Annotated in this window: 15 protein-coding genes; 4 read left to right on the top strand and 11 right to left on the bottom strand. The window is 69.8% G+C overall.

Translation table 11 applies throughout. From position 1 onward, the window contains the following. Positions 1-9 precede the first annotated feature (9 nt). Positions 10-1,179 carry a 4-hydroxybenzoate 3-monooxygenase gene (gene pobA, locus Q0Q47_RS15250; protein ID WP_293861428.1) on the bottom strand — a complete coding sequence of 390 codons (1,170 nt, stop codon included), beginning with the start codon at positions 1,177-1,179 and terminating at the stop codon, positions 10-12. A gap of 122 nt (positions 1,180-1,301) precedes the next feature. On the opposite strand from pobA, the gene Q0Q47_RS15245 reads away from it, so the two are divergent. Together Q0Q47_RS15245 and Q0Q47_RS15240 are read left to right on the top strand one after the other, a co-directional pair. Next, positions 1,302-2,234, top strand: coding sequence for a helix-turn-helix domain-containing protein (locus Q0Q47_RS15245; RefSeq protein WP_293861425.1), 933 nt, complete (start codon positions 1,302-1,304; stop codon positions 2,232-2,234). Next, positions 2,231-2,656 (top strand): hypothetical protein, encoded by a 426-nt coding sequence (locus Q0Q47_RS15240; protein WP_293861423.1) that lies wholly within the window; start codon positions 2,231-2,233, stop codon positions 2,654-2,656. Before Q0Q47_RS15245 ends, Q0Q47_RS15240 begins: the two co-directional genes overlap by 4 nt. A gap of 36 nt (positions 2,657-2,692) precedes the next feature. Here the strand turns inward: Q0Q47_RS15240 and Q0Q47_RS15235 are convergent, their stop codons facing one another. The 7 genes from Q0Q47_RS15235 to mscL all read right to left on the bottom strand — a co-directional run bounded on the left by Q0Q47_RS15235 (position 2,693) and on the right by mscL (position 8,380). Further along, positions 2,693-2,944, bottom strand: coding sequence for a hypothetical protein (locus Q0Q47_RS15235; RefSeq protein WP_293861420.1), 252 nt, complete (start codon positions 2,942-2,944; stop codon positions 2,693-2,695). A gap of 66 nt (positions 2,945-3,010) precedes the next feature. After that, on the bottom strand, positions 3,011-4,084 hold the full coding sequence (locus Q0Q47_RS15230; protein ID WP_293861417.1) for an AbrB family transcriptional regulator: 1,074 nt from the start codon (positions 4,082-4,084) through the stop codon (positions 3,011-3,013). 391 nt (positions 4,085-4,475) lie between these two features. After that, positions 4,476-5,237, bottom strand: coding sequence for a Crp/Fnr family transcriptional regulator (locus Q0Q47_RS15225; RefSeq protein ID WP_293861414.1), 762 nt, complete (start codon positions 5,235-5,237; stop codon positions 4,476-4,478). 142 nt (positions 5,238-5,379) lie between these two features. Beyond that, on the bottom strand, positions 5,380-5,718 hold the full coding sequence (locus Q0Q47_RS15220; RefSeq protein ID WP_293861411.1) for a response regulator: 339 nt from the start codon (positions 5,716-5,718) through the stop codon (positions 5,380-5,382). A 203-nt stretch (positions 5,719-5,921) separates the two neighbouring features. Then, positions 5,922-6,542 (bottom strand): response regulator, encoded by a 621-nt coding sequence (locus Q0Q47_RS15215; RefSeq protein WP_293861408.1) that lies wholly within the window; start codon positions 6,540-6,542, stop codon positions 5,922-5,924. Then, positions 6,539-7,756, bottom strand: coding sequence for a PAS domain-containing sensor histidine kinase (locus Q0Q47_RS15210; protein ID WP_293861405.1), 1,218 nt, complete (start codon positions 7,754-7,756; stop codon positions 6,539-6,541). Before Q0Q47_RS15210 ends, Q0Q47_RS15215 begins: the two co-directional genes overlap by 4 nt. 204 nt (positions 7,757-7,960) lie before the next feature. Then, positions 7,961-8,380: a large conductance mechanosensitive channel protein MscL gene (gene mscL / locus Q0Q47_RS15205; protein WP_293861402.1), complete on the bottom strand. Its 420-nt coding sequence runs from the start codon at positions 8,378-8,380 to the stop codon at positions 7,961-7,963. Positions 8,381-8,572: 192 nt separating this feature from the next. Between mscL and Q0Q47_RS15200 the strand changes: the two genes are divergently transcribed. Together Q0Q47_RS15200 and Q0Q47_RS15195 are read left to right on the top strand one after the other, a co-directional pair. Beyond that, positions 8,573-12,091 carry a hybrid sensor histidine kinase/response regulator gene (locus Q0Q47_RS15200; protein WP_293861399.1) on the top strand — a complete coding sequence of 1,173 codons (3,519 nt, stop codon included), beginning with the start codon at positions 8,573-8,575 and terminating at the stop codon, positions 12,089-12,091. A gap of 134 nt (positions 12,092-12,225) precedes the next feature. Further along, positions 12,226-12,750: a VOC family protein gene (locus tag Q0Q47_RS15195; protein WP_293861396.1), complete on the top strand. Its 525-nt coding sequence runs from the start codon at positions 12,226-12,228 to the stop codon at positions 12,748-12,750. Between the two features lie 46 nt (positions 12,751-12,796). Here Q0Q47_RS15195 and Q0Q47_RS15190 read toward each other — a convergent pair whose 3' ends face one another. The 3 genes from Q0Q47_RS15190 to Q0Q47_RS15180 all read right to left on the bottom strand — a co-directional run bounded on the left by Q0Q47_RS15190 (position 12,797) and on the right by Q0Q47_RS15180 (position 18,112). Next, positions 12,797-15,007, bottom strand: a complete 2,211-nt coding sequence (locus tag Q0Q47_RS15190) for an FAD-dependent oxidoreductase (protein ID WP_293861640.1) — start codon at positions 15,005-15,007, stop codon at positions 12,797-12,799. Between the two features lie 31 nt (positions 15,008-15,038). Beyond that, positions 15,039-16,247, bottom strand: coding sequence for an acetyl-CoA C-acetyltransferase (locus tag Q0Q47_RS15185; protein WP_293861393.1), 1,209 nt, complete (start codon positions 16,245-16,247; stop codon positions 15,039-15,041). A 74-nt stretch (positions 16,248-16,321) separates the two neighbouring features. Continuing rightward, positions 16,322-18,112, bottom strand: coding sequence for an acyl-CoA dehydrogenase C-terminal domain-containing protein (locus tag Q0Q47_RS15180; protein ID WP_293861390.1), 1,791 nt, complete (start codon positions 18,110-18,112; stop codon positions 16,322-16,324). Positions 18,113-20,709 lie beyond the last annotated feature (2,597 nt).

Here is a 20,709-nt window from a genome sequence, read left to right as displayed (position 1 = left end):
GCCGCCCGGTCAGTACGGCAGGCCGATATAGTTCTCCGCCAGCGACGTCCGCGCCGCGGCGGAGCTCTCCAGATAGTCGAAGTCGGCCCCCTGCATGCGCCGGTCGAACGGGTTGGTGCCCGGGAACACGTGCAGCAGCGTCGTCATCCACCAGGAGAAGCGCTCGCTCTTCCAGATGCGGGCGAGCGCCCGGGTGGAGTAGTCGTCGAGGTCGCGATCCCGGCCCGACGCGAAGAACGCCACCAGCGCCTCGCTCATGTAGTGGACGTCGCTGGCCGCCAGGTTGAGCCCCTTGGCCCCCGTCGGCGGCACGATGTGGGCGGCGTCACCGGCGAGCAGCAGCCTGCCGAAGCGCAGCGGCTCGGCCACGAAGCTGCGCAGGGGCGCAACCGACTTCTCGATCGAGGGGCCCGTCACCACGGCGGCAGCCGCCTCGGGATCGAGCCGCCGCCGCAGTTCGTCCCAGAACCGCTGGTCGGACCAGGCCAAGACGTCCTCGTCGGCGGCGCACTGGACGTAGTAGCGGCTGCGGGTGTGGGAGCGCATGGAGCACAGGGCGAAGCCACGCTCGTGGCTGGCATAGATCAGTTCCTCCGAGCACGGCAGCACGTCGGCCAGCACGCCCAGCCATCCGAACGGATAGGCCCGCTCGTAGGTCTGGATCGCGCCGGCCGGAACGCTGGCCCGGCTGACACCATGGTAGCCGTCGCACCCCGCGATGACGTCGCAGGCGAGGTCGTGGCGAACGCCGTCCTGGACCCACGACACGCGGGGCGACGACCCGTCGAAATCGTGCAGCGCCACGTCCTCGGCCTCGTAGACGGTGACCAGCCCCGCCTTGGCGCGCGCCTCCATGAGGTCGCGCGTCACCTCGGTCTGGCCGTAGACCGTCACGGTCTGGCCGGTCAGGGCCTTGAGGTCGATGCGCAGGCGCCGGTTGGCCGAGCCGATCGCGAAGCCTTCATGCACCAGTCCCTCGGCCCTCAGGCGGGCGTCGACGCCCGCCTCGGCGAGGAGGCGCACCGTGCCGCTCTCCAGGACACCGGCCCGGATGCGCGACAGCACGTAGTCGGCCGAACGGCGCTCGAGAATGACCGTGTCGATGCCCTGGCGATGCAGGAGCTGGCCGAGCAGCAGCCCGGCCGGACCGGCTCCGATGATGGCGACCTGGGTGCGCATGGGGGACCTCCCTGGCAGGGCACGCTGCGATGCCCTTCCCGCCCAGCGTCGCAAGGCCGCGCCCCCGCGACAATGGACGCGATCGCGCGATCCTTGTACTTTTCGCAAGGAATGCGATGCCGATGAACGAGTCCATTGTGTCCGAGGCGGCCCGATCCGGGGCGAAAATCCCCCAGTTCGTCCTGTACGGCGAGGACGCCGCGGACGTCGAGATGGACTTTTTGCATCTGGAGACGATCCGCGCCCGCAGCCCGCTGCACGACTGGGTGATCCGCCCCCACGCCCATCCCGACCACGCGCAGGTCTTCCTGGTGACCAGCGGCCGCGTGGAGGTGCGCGCCGAGGGGCAGACCGTGGTGGCCGCCGCGCCCGCCCTGTTCACGGTGCCCGCCGCGACCGTGCACGACATGCGGTTCGACCCGGGCTCGGACGGGTTCGTCCTCACCCTGTCCCGCGCCTATGCCCGCTTCCTGGCCGGCGCTGACCCCGCGCTGAACGCCGCCACCGCCAACTTCCTGACGCTCGGCCTGGAGCAGGACCCGGACGGCCTCGCCGAGGCCATCGCCGATTTCCAGCGCCTGTCGCGCGACTTCGTCTGGCCGGCCCCGGGCCGCCGGGCGGCCATCGCGGCCAACACCACGCGCATCCTCGTGTTCATCCTGCGCCGTCTCGATCCCATGCTGCGCGACGGTCGGCAGCAGGGACGCGATACCGAGCTGGTGACCGCGTTCCGCGAGCGCGTCGAGCGCGACTTCCGCAAGGGGCTTCCGGTGGGCGTGTTCGCGCGCGCCCTGTCCGTGACGGAAGCCCGGCTCAACACGGCCTGCCGCCGCACGGCCGGGCGCAGCGCGTCGCGGATCGTCCACGACCGCATCATGCTGGAGGCCAAGCGCAACCTGCTCTATACGGGCATGACGGTGGCCGAGGTCGCGCACGCCGTCGGCTTTTCGGATCCGGCCTACTTCAGCCGTTTCTTTGCCCGGTTTGCAGGTGAACCTCCAGGCCGCTTCAGGGCTTCCCGTCGTGACGACAGCGACGGAAAGGACGGACGATGAAAGCGCATGCCCACCTGACGACCTTCGCGTTGGCGATCCTGGCCGGCCTCGCCTGGGCCCCGGATGCGCGGGCCGCGGACTGCGTCTGGGGCCAACCGGGCTACCGCGCCTGTGTCGACGACCTGCTCGCGAAGCGGAAAAACCAGGACGGTGCCGCACCCAATCGCACGCAGGGCGAGACGTTCAAGACGGCGCCGGCGCGCAACAGGCCGCCTGCCCTCACCCCGCTCGGACAATCGGCGGCACAGCCGCAGCCGACGCCGCGCATGCCGAAAGGCATCGACGCGACCGACGACAACATGCGAGGCCTGCAGGACGGGCTGGCCCGCATCAAGCGCGATGCGGAGCGCCCGGCCATCATGCCGCAAAACAGGGATCTGTTTCAGATGCCTGGGCGCATCTGCCCGAGCCAGGGCTGCTGAGCCGTCCGGAAGGGCTCCGGACGGCCGGCGCAAGCGTCAGTACTTGGCGCGGACCACGGCCGGGGCCGGGCTGCTGGTGCAGTCGTAGGTGCGGTAGTAGCCGCGGTGCCACCGGCGCACCGGCGATTCGCACATGCCCTGGTAGCGCGCCGGAAGCGGGGCGCCGCGCTGGGATACGACAGGACCGCGGAATTCGCCGTCCAGCGACACCACGGCCGGGTTGCGCACGGGTCCGGCACAGGCGGCCAGTCCCAGCGTCATGAACATCACCACGAAACCGGGGCGCATCGAACGGTCTCCACTTGTGAATCGTTGGTCGATACATGCCATTACGGCAAGGGTATGTGCAATGGATCATTGTCCTGATCCGTTGCTACCTCGTCCGAGTTGCGGCCAGATTCCCATGGCGAGGGGAACGAACAGTCCGATCAGGACGAAGCGCGCCAGGTGGTGGACGCTGACGTAGAGCGGGTCCTGCCCGAGAGCCAGCGCCAGGATCGTCATGGCCTCGAGCCCACCGGGTGAAAATGCCACCACGGTGGCCCCGATCGGAATGCCGGTGAGCACCGTCACGGCCGTGGCGAAGAGGCCCGCCACCGACAGGGTGCTCGCCATCGACAGCCCGATCGCCGGCAGGACCCGCACGAGCGAGGCGAAGTCGATGTCGCGGAAGCGCTGCCCGATGAAGGTGCCGATGACGACGAAGCCGGCGTTGGACATCACCGAGGGAAGCGTCCCGACGATCTCTCCCGTGGCCGCCAGAAGCGCGCTCGCCGCCATGGCGCCCATCACCAGCGGCGCGGCGACGCGCAGCCGATGCAGGAGCGCGGCCGCCACCATGGAGGCGGCGAAGGTGATGGCGAGGCCGACCGGGGAGATCACCAGGTGCCGCGGGGCCTCGGCCTGCCCCGGCGGTTCCAAGGCGGTGATCACCGTCGGCAGCACCATGACCAGCACGAACAGACGCGACACCTGCAGCAGCGCGATTCGGCCCACGTCGGCCCTCACCTCGGCCGCGGTGAGCATCACCGCCGTCAGGGCGCCCGGCGCCGATGCGAAGAAGCTTTCGCGCAGAGGCCACTTCGCGAAGCGGACGAGGACGAAGGTCGAGGTCCCCATGATCGCCATCATGCCGATGACCAGGAGGGTCAGGCTGACGGGATAGGCCCGCAGGGCCTCCAGGGCATCGGGCGTGACGCCCATGCCGAGTGAAACGCCGGCGATGAGCATGGACGCGTCGCGCAGCGGGCCGACCATCGGCGGAAACAGGCGCAGGCCGGCGCAGACGGCACTGGCGAGCATGGCCCCCGACAGCCAGGCGGCCGGCACGCCGAACCAGGCGAACGCCGCCCCGCCCGCGAAGGACACGGCGAGCCCTGCTGCATGGGCGCCCAGGGACGAGAGGCGCGACGAAAGACTGTTCGGCATCGCAGATGTGGATCGGCGGTAAAAATCGCCCGCCTCGGGGAGCCATTGACCTCGATCAATGACGGCCCTCTCGCTCCGGGTCAAATTGCAACCACGGTGACGGGAACGGCACCGCCGGACAGGCTCCGGCAGCGGTTCACCGGCACACCAAGGAACCATGGCGCATCACGCCGTGGGCCGGGGCGCCCGGCACGGTCTCGGGGGAGCCGTGTCGGGCGCTTCCGTTTTGGCGGCATGGTCCGCGCGATCGCCCCGATGACCCGCCGCCGCGAACCCTGCCCAAAAAAACAGGCCGCCTCCCGGAGGAAGCGGCCAGTTCAGCGGGAGGGTGGGAGAGCCCGTCGGGCTCACCCGGAACGGCTGGGCGAAGGCCGCCCGAACCGGACGCCTTTCAGTGCGAGCCCGTCGCTCGGCAGAGCTTGCACACGTTCGAAATCATCACCTCGTCGTGCCGACCATAGACCAGCAGGCCGTCGCGCTTGAGATGGGAGAAGGCCCGGCTGACGGTTTCCAGCGTCAGTCCGAGATAGTCGGCGATCTCCTGGCGCGTCAGCGGCACCTTCACGTTGACCTGGTCGCGGGCGACGCCCCGGCCGGGGCCCGCGCAACCTTCGCCGCCGCGGTTGGGCACGAGGCGCATGAGGAAGGTGGCGACGCGCTCGATCGCCGATTTGCGGCCGAGCAGGACCGCGTGGTCGTGCAGCGCGCACATCTGCGCCCGCAGGCTGTTCGTCACCATGGCCTGGAGGGCCGGGTTGGTCTCCACCACCGAGCGCTCGTAGGCGACGAGGCGGACCGGCGTCAGGGCCTCCACCGACACGTCGTAGGCCCGCGTGGTGGTGATGCCGAACACGTCGCCGGGGCCCAGCAGTTCGATGATCTGCCGACGTCCGTCGGGAAGCAGCTTCGACAGCATCACCGCACCCTCGAGGATGCGGTTGACGGTGCGGGCCGGATCGCCCTCGTCGAGGATCGTCTCGCGGGCCCCGTAGGTCAGGTGCCGCCCCCGCGCATCCAGATCCTCGGCCGCGTCGGTCCGCGAGAACCCCAGCGTCCAGCGCGCGTCGTGCTTGGGCGGGGTGCGGTCGCGGTCGAGATCGGAAACCCGAACGTCGCGGGCGGTGTCGTCGGTCGAGCGTGCGTCGAGGGTCATGGGGGATGTCCGGAACACCGGACCGCGGAGGCGGTCCTGCAGGGGAACGTTCCTGTCAGGTCGAAGATTAGCGATCGTCAACGAAGCCTTGTATCGGTCATCCTGCGTAAGCACTGTTACGCACCTGCAGCGGAGCCATTCGTCAGACGATGTCGGCGAGGATCCGGGACGACAGCGGCTTGCGCAGGACCATGACGTCGCCGAGCGAAGCGCGCAGCTTTTCGATGACGGTCTGCGACTGCCCGGTGATGGCCACGACGCGCGGGGGCTCGGCCAGGGTCCGCAGCCAGACGATGACCTGGGCGCCGCTGATGCCGGGCAGGTTCAGATCGACGATGATCGTGTCGTCAGCACCGGGCGGATCGGCCTCGAAGAAGCTCTCGGCGTCGGGGTAGACGAAGGCGTCGTGTCCCAGTCCCTGCAGGAATAGCCGCAGGGAATCGCTCACGCCGGGATCGTCTTCCAGGATGTGGATCGCCACGAAAGCCTACCGGACCTGCGCCAAGTCGGGAGCGAGTCGATCCCGTCGCACGGCGACGCCGGGGGCAGCACTCTCCTCATAGTGCCGGTCAGCATAAGCGCGAGCATGGCCGCCAGCCATCGGTAGTCACACGGACTTGGCCTTGGCCATTGGCAATCTGAAGGCGCCGAGTCTGAAAGACGCCCCTGCCAACTTTACAGAAATCAATTCTTCCGCGTGTCGGAGTAGACGATCCGCACGAGGTCGGCCGTGTTGCGGGCCCCGAGCTTCTCCATGATCCGGGCGCGATGCACCTCGATCGTGCGGGGGCTGATGCCGAGCTGGCGGCCGGCTTCCTTGTTCGAGGCACCGAGCGCGATCCGCTCCAGGACCTCGCGCTCGCGCGGCGTCAGCTGTTCCTCGCCCGCGAAGGCGGCGAGCGGCGACGCGCTGCCCTTCTCGCCGGCCGACCGCTGCCGGGCGTCGATGGCCTCCCGGACGCGCGCGACGACGGTGTCCGCGTCGAACGGCTTCTCGATGAAGTCGTGGGCCCCGTGGCGGATGGCCTCGACGGCCATGGGGATGTCGCCCTGCCCAGAAATCATGAAGATGGGGGCGGCGTAGTGGGTGCCGAGTTCGCCCAGCACCTCGAGGCCGGAGCGGCCCGGCATGTGGACGTCGAGGATCACGCAGGCGGGGACCCGCGCCCGCGCCGTCGCCAGGAACGTGGTCCCCTCGGCGAAGGCCTGCACGCGGTACCCTTCGAGTTCGAAGACGAGGCGCAGGGCGTCACGAACGGCCGGATCGTCGTCGACGATGTAGATGTCCTCGACCTTTTCGCTCATGGCGTCACTCCAGGCTGACCGCGACCCGAGGACTCCTCATCCCCGGTGCCTCCCGCTGCCGATTCGACTGTATCAACGTTTTCTATCACGGGGAGATGCAAGGTGAACGCCGCCCCCCGCCCGTCCCCACCCGGGTCCACGGTCAGGTCTCCGGCGTGATTTTGCGCGATCGTGCGCGAAATCGAGAGCCCGAGCCCCATTCCGGTCCGCTTCGACGAGGAAAACGCCTTGAACAGCGTCGGCAGGACCTCGGGCTTCAGCCCGGGGCCGTTGTCCTGCACGGTGACCGTGAGCATGTCGCTGCGCCGGGCAGTGCGGATGCTGACGGTCGGATCGGGCCGGTCCTTCACCGCCTCGATGGCGTTGCGCAGCAGGTTCACCAGGATCTGCTGGATCTGCACGGGATCGATGATCGCCGCCGGCAGGTTGCGGTCGAGGTCGCGGACCATGCGGCCCGGGCCGCGCAGGCCCAGCATCACGAGCTCGACGGCCTCCTCGGCGACGGAATTCAGATCGACGGGGCGGCGCTGCGGCTCCCGCTTCTCGACGAAATGCCGCATGCGGCTGATGATGTTGCCGGCCCGCTCGGCTTCGTGGACGGCCTTGTCGAGCACCTGCCGGAAGATGTCGGGGGCGCCCGCCGCCCCCTGCTCCATGCGCGCCATCGCACGGGTGGCGGCCTGCAGGTAGAGCATGATGGCGGTCAGCGGCTGGTTGAGCTCGTGCGCGAGAGCCGCGCCCATCTCGTCCATGGCCGAGACCCGGGCCATGTGGACGAGGTCGGCCTGCAGCTCGTTGAGCCGGCGCTCCTGCTCCTTGCGCGACCGCAGGTCGCGGATGATGCCGATGAACTGGCGTCCCTCGGGCGTCGTGGTCTCGCCCACGGAGAGCTCGACGGGGAACTCCGTCCCGTCCTTGTGCCGCCCCCGGACCTCCCGGCCGATGCCGATGATCTTGCGGGTGCCCGTGCGCTTGTAGCTTTCCATGTAGCCGTCGTGCGCGGCCGCATAGTCGCTGGGCATGATGAGGCGGATGCTCTGCCCGAGCGCCTCGCCCGGGGCGTAGCCGAACAGGCTTTCGCAAGCCTTGTTGTAGACCAGGATCCTGGCACGCTCGTCGATGACGAGAATGCCGTCCACCGCCGTGTCGAGGACACTGAGCAGGCGGGCTTCCGAAACCGTGCTGGCCGTGGAGTCGTGAGCGTCGGGAGACATTATCGCGCGGCCCTGACCATTGCCGGAAGTCTGCCTTGCGACCGGTGCGCTTGCAAGCAAGATCGTGCACGCTGACAAGGCCTTAGCGGCCGCCGGCACGATCCCCTGCCCAGGCCCGGCGAATGCTGCGGCCACGCACGCGCTCGTCGACGGCCACGCCCAAGCATGGCCGTCGAACGACATCGTGCCGCCGTATCGGAGGGTTCAGCGCTTGGCGAGCAGGTCGCGGATCTCGGCGAGGAGTTCCTGCTCCTTGGTGGGCGGCGGCGGCGCGGCGGGAGCAGCCTCTTCCTTCTTCTGCAGGCGGTTCATGCCCTTCACGATCAGGAACAGGACCCAGGCGATGATCACGAAGCTGACGACGGCCGTGAAGAAGCTGCCATAGCCCAGCACGGCGCCGGCCTTCTTGGCGTCGGCATAGGCCAGGCCGGTCTTCACCGCGCCGGTCATGGGAATATAGTAGTTCGAAAAGTCCAGGCCGCCGGTGATGGCACCGATGATCGGCATGATCAGATCGTTGACGATCGAGTCGACGATTTTCCCGAAGGCGGCACCGATGACCACGCCGATGGCGAGGTCCACGACGTTGCCGCGCATGGCAAATTTCTTGAATTCCTCTAGCACCCCAGTCCTCCAGCAGTTGGTATGTTCGGCGACGTTATGCTCGCCTGGGTAGTAGTCGCAGTGCGCAGCGGAAGATTGTCAAGCCTCTGGTAACCATATTCCCAATCCGGCGGCGGCTTTTCCCTGGCCCGACACGGTTGTAGGGTCGCGGCACGTCTGCGGGGATCCGGGACGTCTGCGGGGGTCGAAGTCATGCTGGCGAGCTGGTCGGTCGTCCTGGCCGCCCTCTCCTACCTGTGCATCCTGTTCGCGGTCGCCCATTACGGCGACACGAAGGGGCGCCGATGGATGACGGGCGCCTCCCGCTCGACGATCTACGCGCTCGCGCTCGGCGTCTACTGCACGTCGTGGACGTTCTTCGGCTCGGTGGGACTGGCATCCCGGTCCGGCCTCGACTTCCTGGCGATCTACATCGGCCCGATCCTGGTGCTGAGCCTGGGCAACCGCCTGTTCCGGCGGGTGGTGCAACTGGCCAAGGCCCAGAACATCACCTCCATCGCCGACTTCGTCGCCTCCCGCTACGGCAAGAGCGAGAGGGTGGCGGCGCTCGTCAGCATCATCGCCGTCGTCGGCTCGGTGCCTTACATCGCGCTGCAGCTCAAGGCCATCGCCGGCTCCCTCACGGTCCTGATGGAGACCGTCGATCCCGGCGCGGTGGGGCGGACCCTTCCGATCTTCGGCGACCTGGCGCTCTTCACCGCGCTCATCCTGGCGGCCTTCGCCACCGCCTTCGGCACGCGACACGTTGACGCGACCGAGCACCAGGACGGCCTGATGCTCGCCATCGCGATGGAATCGCTGGTCAAGCTGCTGGCCTTCCTCGCCGTCGGCCTGTTCGTCACCTTCGTGATGTTCGACGGACCGGGCGACCTCTTCAGCCGGGCGGCGGCCCAGACCGACCTGGCGCCCATTCTCGACCGCGGGGGCACCGGCACCAGCTTCCTGGTCACGACGCTGCTGTCGGGAACCATCATCCTCCTGCTGCCGCGCCAGTTCCACGTCGCCGTCGTCGAGAACCGCAACGAGGACGACACCCGCCGCGCGGGCTGGATGTTCCCGCTCTACCTGGTCGCCATCAACGTCTTCGTGGTGCCGCTGGCACTCGCCGGCGACCTGCTGCTGCCGCCGGCGGCCGACCGGGACATGGCGGTGCTGATGCTGCCGCTGCAGCACGGGGCGCAGGGGCTCGCGCTGCTCGCCTTCATCGGCGGCCTCTCCGCCGCCACCGCGATGGTGATCATGGAGTCGGTGGCGCTCGCCATCATGGTCTCCAACGATCTCGTCATTCCGGTGGTGCTGAGGCGGCGGGCACTCGCCGGGCGCGCCGGCCAGGGCGACATGGGCGGCCTCATCCTCGCCGTCCGGCGCGTGGCGATCGTGCTCCTGATGCTGTTCGCCTACTGGTACTTCAAGAACCTGGGGCAGGCGGCGCTGGCCTCCATCGGCCTGATCTCGTTCTCGGCCATCGCGCAGATCGGCCCGGCCTTCTTCGGCGGGCTCCTCTGGCGGCGCGGCAACGCACTGGGGGCGACCGCCGGCCTCGCCGCGGGCCTCGTGGTGTGGGCCTTCATGCTCTTCGTGCCCAGCATCGCCGATCCGGACACCATGCGGGGGATGGTCGGAGCCCTGGGGCTCGACTGGTTCGGCCATCTCGTGTCGGACGGCGAGTTCCGCTTCGGGAACGCCGACATCATCCGCGGAGCGGTGTGGAGCCTGGGCATCAACGTCGCCGCCCATGTGGCGTTCTCCCTGGCGCGGCCGGCCACGCCCATGGAGCGCCTGCAGGCCAGCGCCTTCGTGTCGCCGGACGCCTCCGCCATGGCGCAGACGTTCCGGCTGTGGCGCACGGCCGTGACGGTGGACGAACTGCACACCACGGTGGCGCGCTATCTCGGCCGCGAGCAGACGGACGCGTCCTTCCAGGCCTTCGCCTCGAGCCGCGGGATCCGCCTCGAGGGACACCGCGACGCCGACATCCACCTGCTGCGCTACGCCGAGCACCTGCTGGCCTCGGCCATCGGGGCGGCCTCGTCGCGCCTCGTGCTGTCGCTGCTGCTGCGCCGTCGCAACGTCAGCAAGAAGGCGGCGCTGAAGCTCCTCGACGATGCCTCGGCGGCCATCCAGTACAACCGCGACCTGCTGCAGCACGCGCTGGACCATGCCCGCCAGGGCATCACCGTGTTCGACAAGGACCTGCGGCTGATGTGCTGGAACCGCGAGTTCCAGGACCTCTTCTCGCTTCCCAGCGCGCTGGCGCGCGCCGGCACCGGCCTCGACGAGATCGTGCGCTTCAACGCGGCCCGGGGGTCCTACGGCCCTGGCGAGCCGGAGGACTTCATCGCGGTTCGCCTCGAGAGCTTTGTGAACGACACGGAGCCGGTGCGCCTGCGCCTGCACGACAGCGGCAAGGTCGTCGAGATCCGCTCCGCGCACATGCCCGACGGCGGCATCGTCACCACCTACACCGACATCACCGAGACGGTGGAGGCGGAGGAAGCCCTCGAGCGGGCCAACGAGACGCTGGAGCGCCGCGTCCGCGAACGGACCGAGGAACTCCTGCGGCTCAACGAGGAACTCGGCCAGGCCAAGGGCGCGGCCGAGGAAGCCAACGTGTCCAAGACGCGCTTCCTGGCCGCGGCGAGCCACGACATCCTGCAGCCGCTCAATGCCGCCCGCCTCTACGCCACGTCCCTGGTCGAGCGCGACCGCAGCCAGGGCGACCCGCGCCTGGCACAGAACGTCGACGCCTCGCTGGAGGCGGTGGAGGAGATCCTCACGGCGCTTCTCGACATTTCGCGCCTCGACAGCGGCGCGATGAAGGCCGAGGTGTCCGCCTTCCGCATCGACGACATCCTCAACCAGCTCCGGCTGGAGTTCGAGCCCATCGCGCGAGAGAAGGGCCTGGAGCTCGTCTTCATGCCGTGCTCGCTCTCCGTGCGGTCCGACCGGCGCCTCTTGCGGCGCCTGCTGCAGAACCTCGTGTCCAACGCCATCAAGTACACGCCGAAGGGCAAGGTCCTGGTGGGCGCGCGGCGCGCGCGGGGCCGGCTCGTGCTGCAGGTGTGGGACACCGGCCTCGGCATCCCGGCGTCCAAGCAGAAGGCGGTGTTCAGGGAATTCCAGCGCCTCGACCAGGGCGCGCGCGCAGCCCGCGGCCTGGGGCTCGGCCTTTCCATCGTGGAGCGGATCGCACGCGTGCTGGACCATCCCATCGCGCTCGTCTCGGAGCCCGGGAAGGGCTCGATGTTTGCCGTGGACCTGCCCGTCACCGCCCCCCTGCCCGCCCTCAAGGCCAAGGCCGAGGAGGCGCCGCGGGCCCAGGCCCCGCTCGGCGGCCTCGTGGTGCTGTGCATCGACAACGAGCCCGCGATCCTCGAAGGCATGCAGACCCTGCTGTCGGGGTGGGGCTGCGAGGTGCACGTGGCACCTGGCCCCCGCGAGGCGCTGGAGGTGCTCGGCGCCAGGCGCAAGCCGGACATCATCATCGCCGACTACCACCTGGACGAGGGCGACGGCCTGGAGGCCGTGACGGCGCTGCGCTGGAAGCTCGGCCAGGACATTCCGGCCGTTCTGCTGACGGCGGATCGCACGCCCGCCGTTCGCGACGCCGCGGCGGCGAAGGACATGCAGGTCCTCAACAAGCCGTTGAAGCCGGCAGCCCTGAGGGCGATCCTGGCGCAGTGGCGCGCCCGGCTCCAGGCCGCCGAGTAGGGCCGTCCGGCGTCCGGACATCGCTGCATGCGGGCAATCTCGCGCTTGCATCCGCGCCGAACGTCCGGCGTGGCAGCCGCGCCGTGCAGGGTCTACGGTCGGTCGCGACGGTGAGTGCGCGGGAAGGACCAGCCATGTCGGAGACCAAGCAGGCGGCACAGGGCGACCAGGCCTTCCGGCCCGTGGCCGCAGGAACGCGCATCGGCCATGTCCACCTCAAGGTGGCCGACCTCGACCGCGCCGTCGGGTTCTACCACGGCGTCCTCGGCTTCGAGATCGTGCAGTACTACGGCCAGCAGGCGGCCTTCCTGTCCGCAGGCGGCTACCACCACCACATCGGCCTCAACACCTGGGAGAGCCTCGGCGGGGCGCGGCCCCCGCGCGGGACCACGGGCCTCTACCACACGGCCTTCCTCTACCCGACCCGGCGCGACCTGGCCGATGCGTTGCGCAGGCTGATCGAGGCCGGGATCCCGCTGCAGGGGGCGAGCGACCACGGGGTGAGCGAGGCGCTCTACCTCGACGATCCGGACGGCAACGGCGTCGAGCTCTACTGGGACAAGCCGCAGGAGCGCTGGCCCCGCCGGCCGGACGGCTCCCTGGAGATGTACACCCGCCGCCTCGATCTCGAAGCCCTCCTGCGCGAACTGGCGGACTGAGGGGCAGACGTCCCTCCCCGTCACGGCGCGCCGGCCGTAGCGGCCCTCACGCGGCCGATGACCGTGGGGCCGCGAAACGCCGGTAGAACGTCTCGCCCTTGGCGGCCATGTCCTTCAGCAGGGCATTCGGCGCGAAGCGCGGCCCGAACTCCGCGGCCAGCGCCTCGCAACGCGCGACGAAGGCCTTCACGCCCATGCCGTCGATGTAGGACAGCGTGCCGCCGGTGAACGGGGCGAAGCCGAAGCCCAGGATCGACCCCACGTCCGCCTCGCGCGGATCGGTGATGATCCCCTCCTCCACCGTTCGTGCGGCCTCGACCGCCTGCACCACGAGGAAGCGCTGCTTGAGGGTCTCCACCGAGAGGCTGTCGGGGTCGAGCCTCCTGCCGACGATGTCGCTGAGGCCGGGCCAGAGGCTCTTCTGCCCCTTCTCGGGATAATCGTAGAAGCCCTTGCCGTTCTTGCGGCCGAGGCGGCCCTGACCTTCCACCATGGCGACCAGCAGGGCCTCCTGCACGGGGTCCACCGCCTGCCGGCCGACCTGCTTCTCGGTGGCCCGCACGATGCGCAGCGCCAGATCGAGGGCGACCTCGTCGTTGAGTGAGAGCGGCCCGACCGGCATGCCCGCCATCCGGGCCACGTTCTCGATCATCGCCGGGGGCACGCCCTCCATGAGCATCAGGTGCCCCTCGCGCAGATAGGCGCCGACGCAGCGGTTGGCGTAGAAGCCGCGCCCGTCGTTCACCAGGATCGGCGTCTTGCGGATGGCCCGCACGAAGTCGAGCGCCATGGCGATGGCGCGCGGGCCCGTCGCGGCGCCCTGGATGACCTCCACCAGCATCATCTTCTCCACAGGCGAGAAGAAGTGGATGCCGATGAACTGCTCCGGCCGGGTGCTGGCCTTCGCGAGCCCGGTGATGGGCAGCGTCGAGGTGTTGGAGGCGAAGATGCAGTCGGGACGGACGGCCGCTTCAACGGCGGCGATCACCTGGGCCTTCACGCCCGGGTCCTCGAACACGGCCTCAACGACGAGGTCGCAGGCCGCGAGACGGGCATAGTCGGCCGTGGCGGTGATCCTCTCCAGCAGGGCGTCGCGGTCGGCCGTCTTGGCCCGCCCCTTCATGATCTGGTCGCTGACGAGCTTGTGGGACAGGGCCTTGCCCTTGTCGGCCGCCTCCTGGTCGCGGTCGACGAGGATGACCTGCAGGCCGGCCTGGGCCGAGACATAGGCGATGCCCGCGCCCATGAAGCCCGCCCCCACCACGCCGACCGTGCGCAGCGTCGAGGCGGGCACGGACGCGGGCCGGCGGGCCCCCTTGTTGAGCTCCTGCATCGACAGGAACAGGGACCGGATCATCGCCGCCGCCTCGGGCGAGCGCAGGATCTTCGCGAACCACCGGCTCTCCACCCGCAGGGCGAGATCCATCGGTAGCTGCAGCCCCTCGTAGACGGTGTGCAGGATGGCCTTCACGGCCGGATAATTGTCGTAGGTCTCGCGGCGGTAGATCGCATTGGCCGGCGGCCAGGTCATCATCCCGGCGGGGGAGTAAACACGCCCGGACGGCGGGCGGAAACCCTCCTCGTCCCACGGCGCGACACCCTTGCCGCCCCCCAGGATCCACGCCTTCGCCCGCTGGACGATCTCGGCACGTGGCGCCACCGCATGCACCAGCTTCATGGAGAGCGCGGCCTGCGGACGCAGCTGCTCGCCCTTGAACAGCATCTGCAGGGCGTCGCCGGTCTGCATCAGCCGCGCGACCCGCTGCGTTCCCCCGGCACCGGGGAACAGACCGACCTTGACCTCCGGCAGCCCGACACGGGTCGAGGGATCGTCGGAGACGACGCGGTGATGGCAGGCGAGCGCGAGTTCGAACGCCCCGCCCATGCAGACGCCGTTCACGGCGGCCGCGAAGGGCTTGCCGCAGGTTTCCAGACGTCGGAACAGGCGCGACAACAGGCTCGACTGGTCCAGGAAATGGGCCGCGGCCGCTTCCTGGCCCTGCTCGCGCGCCATGCGGCCGTAAACCGCCCCCAGTTCCTGGAGCATGGTGAGGTCGGCGCCGCCCGAGAAGCTGTCCTTGCCCGAGACGATCACGCAGCCCTTGATGGCGGCGTCCGCGGCGACGGCGTCGACGATCGCGCCCAGGTCCTGCATGACCGCCGGCGTGATGACGTTCATGGACCGGTCGGCCATGTCCCAGGTCGCGAGGGCGATGCCATCCGCGTCGACCTCGAAGCGGAATGTCGTGAGCGTCAGCGTGGTGCTCATCGGTGGTGTCCCTTCGCCGTCAGACGCGTTCGATGATGGTGGCGGTGCCCATGCCGGCGCCGATGCACAGGGTCACGAGGGCGGTCGACTTGCCCGTCCGCTCCAACTCGTCGAGCGCGGTCCCCAGGATCATGGCGCCTGTGGCGCCGAGGGGATGGCCCATGGCGATGGCGCCGCCGTTGACGTTGACGACCGCCGGATCGACGTCGAACGCCTGCATGAAGCGCAGCACGACCGAGGCGAAGGCCTCGTTCACCTCGAACAGGTCGATGTCGGCGAGCGACATGCCCGCGCGCGCCAGCACCTTGCGCGTCACGTCCACCGGCCCGGTGAGCATCAGCGCCGGCTCCGACCCGATGTTGGCGAAGGCGCGGATGCGCGCCCGCGGCTTGAGGCCGGCGGCCTTGCCGGCCGCCTCGTTGCCGATGAGCACGGCCGCGGCGCCGTCCACGATGCCGGACGAATTGCCGGCATGGTGCACGTGGCGGACGCGCTCGATTTCGGGATGGGCCTGGATGGCCACGGCGTCGAAGCCGCCCTGCTCGCCCATCATCGTGAAGGACGGCTTGAGCCCACCCAGCGACTGCATGTCGGTCTGCGGCCGCATGTGCTCGTCATGGGCGAGGATGGTCACGCCGTTGACGTCGCGCACCGGCACGACCGACCGCGCGAAGCGTCCCGCGTCCCAGGCCGCCTTGGCCCGCCGCTGGCTTTCAACCGCATAGGCGTCGACCGCATCGCGGTCGAAGCCGTACTTCGTCGCGATCAGATCCGCCGAAACGCCCTGCGGCATGAAATAGGACTTCACGGCGATGGCCGGATCGACGGGCCAGGCGCCGCCGGACGCGCCGATGCCGATGCGGCTCATCGATTCGACGCCGCCGGCCACGGCCAGATCCTGGGCGCCGGCCATCACCTGCGCGGAGGCGAAGTTGACCGCGTCGAGCCCCGAGGCGCAGAAGCGGTTGATCTGCACGCCGGGAACCGTGGTGCCGTAGTCCGCCACCAGCGCGGCGGCCCGGGCGATGTCGCCGCCGGCCTCGCCGACGGGATCGACGCAGCCCAGCACGATGTCGTCGACCAGCTTCGTATCCAGGTGGCTGCGTTCGCGCAGCGCCGTCAGGGCGTGGCTGGCCAGGGCGAGCGCCGTCACCTCGTGCAGGGAGCCGTCGGCCTTGCCGCGCCCGCGCGGGGTGCGCACGTGATCGTAGATGTATGCCTCGGGCATCGGGGCCTCCCTGGTGTTTGCGGCAGAGTAGCGCCACGCGGCCGTCGTGGAAAACGGCCGCATGCCGAAGGACGTCAGAACATCGCCTCGGGCAGCGCCATCACGGCGTCGGACCCGGCCGTGATGCAGGCCAGGCGCGCTCCCGCCTCGGGAAGCCACCGTTCGACGAAGAACCGGGCCGTGACCAGCTTGGCCTCCATCACCGCCGTGTCGCGGCCGGCGGCGATCCGCCCGTGGGCGGCCTGGGCGATCCGGACCCACATGGTGCCGAGCGCGACGAGGCCCATGAGGTGCATGTAGTCGGTGGCGCCGGCGCCGGCATTGTCCGGCTTGGCGAGCGCGTTCTGCATGAACCAGACGGTGGCCTGCTGGAGCTGCCCGAGCGCGGCAAGCACGGGCGTCGCCAGCGGCCTCAACCGCTCGTCACCCGCGGCGTCCTTCAGGAAGGCCGCCGTCTCCGTGAGGTAGGCGGTGATGGCGCGCCCGCCGTCCTTGGGCAGCTTGCGGCCGACGAGGTCGAGCGCCTGGATGCCGTTGGCGCCTTCATAGATCATGGCGATCCGCGCATCGCGCACGAACTGCTCCATGCCCCACTCGGCGATGTAGCCGTGGCCGCCCAGCATCTGCTGGGCTCGCACGGTGTTGTCGAAGCCAAGGTCCGTCAGCACCCCCTTCACCACCGGGGTCATCAGTCCCAGCGCATCGTCCGCCGCCTGGCGCACGGCCGGGTCGGGACTGCGATGCGCCACGTCGCTCTGCAGCGCCGTCCAGAGGACCAACGCCCGGCCCGCCTCGTTGATGGCGCGGATCGTGAGCAGCGTGCGCCGCACGTCGGGATGCACGATGATCGGATCGGCCGGCTTGTCCTTCGCCTTGGGCCCGGTGAGCGCCCGGCCCTGGATCCGGTCGCGGGCATAGGCCGCCGCGTTCTGGTACGCGACCTCCGAGAGGCCGAGGCCCTGGATGCCGACGGCGAGGCGCGCCTCGTTCATCATGACGAACATGGCCGCGAGGCCGCGGTTCTCCTCGCCGACCAGCCAGCCCACGGCCCCGTCGTAGTTCATCACGCAGGTCGCGTTGCCGTGGATCCCCATCTTGTGCTCGAGGGAGCCGCAGGCCACGCCGTTGCGCGGGCCGGGACGCCCGTCGGCGTCGGGGATGAATTTCGGGACGACGAAGAGCGAGATGCCCTTCGTGCCGGCCGGCGCACCCTCGATCCGCGCCAGCACCAAGTGCACGATGTTCTCGGAGAGGTCGTGCTCGCCAGCCGAGATGAAGATCTTGGTGCCGGAGATCGCGTAGCTGCCGTCGCCGCGCGGCACGGCCTTCGTCCGGATCATGCCGAGGTCGGTGCCGCAATGGGGCTCGGTGAGGTTCATCGTCCCCGTCCAGCGGCCCTCGATCATCGGCGGCAGATAGAGATCCTTCTGCTGCTGCGAACCATGCTGCATCAGGGCCGCGACCGCCCCCATCGTCAGGCCGGGATACATGCCGAAGGCCACGTTGGCGCCCGACATGAACTCGTTCATCACCGCCGTGAGCGTGTAGGGCAGGCCTTGTCCGCCGTAGTCCTCGGGAGCCGAGAGACCGATCCAGCCGCCGGCCGCATAGGCGCGGTAGGCATCGCGGAAGCCGGGCGGCGTCGAGACGCTGCCGTCCGGCGCGCGCGTGCAGCCGGCCTCGTCGCCGATTCGGTTCAGCGGCTGCGCCACCTCCTCGACGAGCTTCGCACCCTCCCGCAGGATCGCCTCGAGGGTCTCGGGACCGAGGTCGCCGAAGCCTGGAAGATTGCCGTGACGATCGAACCCGACGACGTCCTGCAGGAGGAACGTCACGTCCTCGATGGGGGCCCTGTAGCTCGGCATCGTTCGCCTCCGGATCCTTGTGGCGGCAAGCATTCCAGCGTGCCGCCGACTTGATGGTTCATATATAAACTATTGCGTCGGATTGCAAGCGCAGTGCGTCCGCGGGGCGGATTGATCGATGTCGTCCGGTTGGTTGCGCTAACCAGAAATTCACCCTGATTAACGGTGTATTTACCATGACACTCAAAAGTAGTGGGAACGGTCGATACCGCTGCGCCGCAGCCGGATCGATCGACGGCCGGCAGGAGTCGGTCCGCTGCTATGAGGTCGAGAATGCCGTCCGGATCTGGCGGGGCAGTCAGGCAGACGATGCCCTGGAGCGTGAAGGGTGTCGACGCGGATGCGCGCGAAACGGCCAAGGAAGCGGCCCGCCGCGCCGGCATGACGCTGGGCGAATGGCTGAACGCCATGATCGCCGAGAACGCCGCAGAAACCGAGCACGAGCAGCGGGAAGCCACGCTGCGCGACATCGCGGCGCAGCTCGCGCGCATGGACCGCAGCGCCACCGCACCCGTCGCGCGTCCCGCGTCCCCGACCGGCAACGACCTGCAGTCCGTCCTCAACCGCGCCATGGCCGAAGCCCGCAGCCAGGCCCAGGCGGTCGAGGACCGCACGGCCGGCGCGCTCGACTCCATGGTCAAGTGGATGGACCGCGCCGAGACGCGGCGCCGGGAAGACATCAATCTCATCGCCGCCGCCCAGGAGCGCACCTCGACCGCGCTGCGCGACGCGCTGGGCCTCGTCACCGCGCGGATGGACAGCATCGAGCGCACGGTGGCCGGGGACGACCACGCGGCGCCCCTGCGCAAGGCCATCGAACGCCTGGAAACCCGCATCGAGGCCCTCGACAGGCGCGAGGCGGAAGGTTTCGTCCCGCCCAAGGTCGAGAAGTCGCTGCGGGACCTGGAGACCAGGCTCGTCGACCTCGCCGGCCGCATGGACAGGCCCGACGCCAAGGCCGAGGCATCGGCCGCGCGCATCGACCGCATCGAGGCCTCGCTCGGCACCATCCTCGAGAGGCTCGACGGGGCCGCGCGCCAGCCCGGCCCGGCCGACAAGGCCCCTGCCCCCGGCAGCATCGAGGATGCGATCTCGCAGATCCGCGCCAAGCAGGCGATCCTCGACGGCGACGACTTCATGGCGCCGGTCCGCCAGGTTGGCGATTCGATCACCGAGGCACTGAAGACGGACATCGCCGAGCTGGCCACCCGCCTCGAGGAGCTGCGGGGCCGCGACACCCGGCCGGCGCTGAAGGACCTTCGTTCCGACCTCGCCGACCTCACGCGCACCGTGCGCATGCTCGATCCGCACGAGCGCCTGGGTGGCATCGAGCGCTCGCTCGCCGGCTTCTCGGACGTGATGGCCGACCTGCGCCGCTCGCAGCCCGACATCGCGCCCCTGCGCGAGCCGCTCGACCGGCTGACGCGCGACCTCGGCACCATCGGCACGGCGCTCGAGCCGCTGCGCGACATCGGAGCGATCCGCGCCGACATCGTCGCCCTGGCCACCAAGCTCGAAAACGCCCAGCAGCAGCCCCAGACGGCGCCGACGGACGAACTGGCCCGCCAGATCGCCGCGTTGCGTGGAGCGGTCGAGCGGACGGCCGCGGCGGCCCCCTCCGTGGACAACGTGGAGCGGCGCCTCGCCGCGATCGGCGCCACGCTCGAGCAGCTCGTCGCCAACCGCGCCGAGAACGGCATCGAGGACCTGCGCAGCACCGCGCAGGACATGCGCGGCATCGTCGACGCCCTGCCCGACTTCTCGGCGGTCGAGCGTCGGTTCGACGAAATCGCGCGCCGGATCGAAGGCGCTCCGACGGTAGCCTTCCCGCTCGAGGAGATGGTGGCGCGGATCGGCGCCAAGCTCGGTGAGGTGAACCGCCCCGCGCCCGGCCCCGACGCCATCGACGTCATCGAACGGCGCTTCGACGAGATCGCCCGCCGGCTCGAGGAGGCGCCCGCTCCGGCCGCGGCGCCCGCCTTCCCGCTCGAGGAGATGGTCGAGCGGCTCGGCGAGAAGCTCGACGAAGCCCGCCGCCCCGACGCCGCCTCGACGGCGTTCGACGCCTTGGAGCGGCAGCTCGCCTCGATGACCGAGGCGCTCAGCCGCAACGACGAGAGCTACGCCGCGGTGCGCTCCCTGGAGCGCTCGGTCTCCTCGCTGTTCGAGAAGCTCGAAGAGACCGCGCGCTCGCATGCGAGCACCGCGGAGCAGGCCGCGCGGCTCGCCGCCCAGTCGGTCGCCACCACCCTCGCCGAGACCGTGGTGCAGCCCACCGCGCCCGTGCAGGTGAACCCGGATCCGCGCACGCAGGAGGCGCTGGACGCCGTCCAGTCGACGCTGCAGCGGATCATGGATCGCCTCGGGTCGCTGGAGGCGGACATCGCCGCCGGCCGCGCCACCGCTCCCGCCGGCGAACTCCTGTCGTCGGTCGAGAAGGCCGCGCTGGCGGCCGCCAAGCAGCAGGTGCAGGCGCCGTCGGTCGCTGAAAAGATCGCCGCCGCCGCCGCCGCGGCCAAGGCCGCGAAGGCCGCCGAGCCGCCCCCCGCCCTGTCTCTTATACACATCTGACGCTGCCGACGACTCCTTACGTGTAG

It is taken from the genome of uncultured Alsobacter sp. (genome assembly GCF_945952055.1).
In the GTDB taxonomy this organism is placed as follows: Bacteria; Pseudomonadota; Alphaproteobacteria; order Rhizobiales; family Beijerinckiaceae; genus Alsobacter.
This window is presented reverse-complemented; position numbering and strand designations above follow the sequence as displayed.

Bases quoted from the DNA above. Each gene is read 5' to 3' on its own strand.
- pobA (WP_293861428.1), bottom strand. From the start codon at position 1,179: ATGCGCACCCAGGTCGCCATCATCGGAGCCGGTCCGGCCGGGCTGCTG.
- Q0Q47_RS15245 (WP_293861425.1), top strand. From the start codon at position 1,302: ATGAACGAGTCCATTGTGTCCGAGGCGGCCCGATCCGGGGCGAAAATC.
- Q0Q47_RS15240 (WP_293861423.1), top strand. From the start codon at position 2,231: ATGAAAGCGCATGCCCACCTGACGACCTTCGCGTTGGCGATCCTGGCC.
- Q0Q47_RS15235 (WP_293861420.1), bottom strand. From the start codon at position 2,944: ATGCGCCCCGGTTTCGTGGTGATGTTCATGACGCTGGGACTGGCCGCC.
- Q0Q47_RS15230 (WP_293861417.1), bottom strand. From the start codon at position 4,084: ATGCCGAACAGTCTTTCGTCGCGCCTCTCGTCCCTGGGCGCCCATGCA.
- Q0Q47_RS15225 (WP_293861414.1), bottom strand. From the start codon at position 5,237: ATGACCCTCGACGCACGCTCGACCGACGACACCGCCCGCGACGTTCGG.
- Q0Q47_RS15215 (WP_293861408.1), bottom strand. From the start codon at position 6,542: ATGAGCGAAAAGGTCGAGGACATCTACATCGTCGACGACGATCCGGCC.
- Q0Q47_RS15210 (WP_293861405.1), bottom strand. From the start codon at position 7,756: ATGTCTCCCGACGCTCACGACTCCACGGCCAGCACGGTTTCGGAAGCC.
- Q0Q47_RS15200 (WP_293861399.1), top strand. From the start codon at position 8,573: ATGCTGGCGAGCTGGTCGGTCGTCCTGGCCGCCCTCTCCTACCTGTGC.
- Q0Q47_RS15195 (WP_293861396.1), top strand. From the start codon at position 12,226: ATGTCGGAGACCAAGCAGGCGGCACAGGGCGACCAGGCCTTCCGGCCC.
- Q0Q47_RS15185 (WP_293861393.1), bottom strand. From the start codon at position 16,247: ATGCCCGAGGCATACATCTACGATCACGTGCGCACCCCGCGCGGGCGC.
- Q0Q47_RS15180 (WP_293861390.1), bottom strand. From the start codon at position 18,112: ATGCCGAGCTACAGGGCCCCCATCGAGGACGTGACGTTCCTCCTGCAG.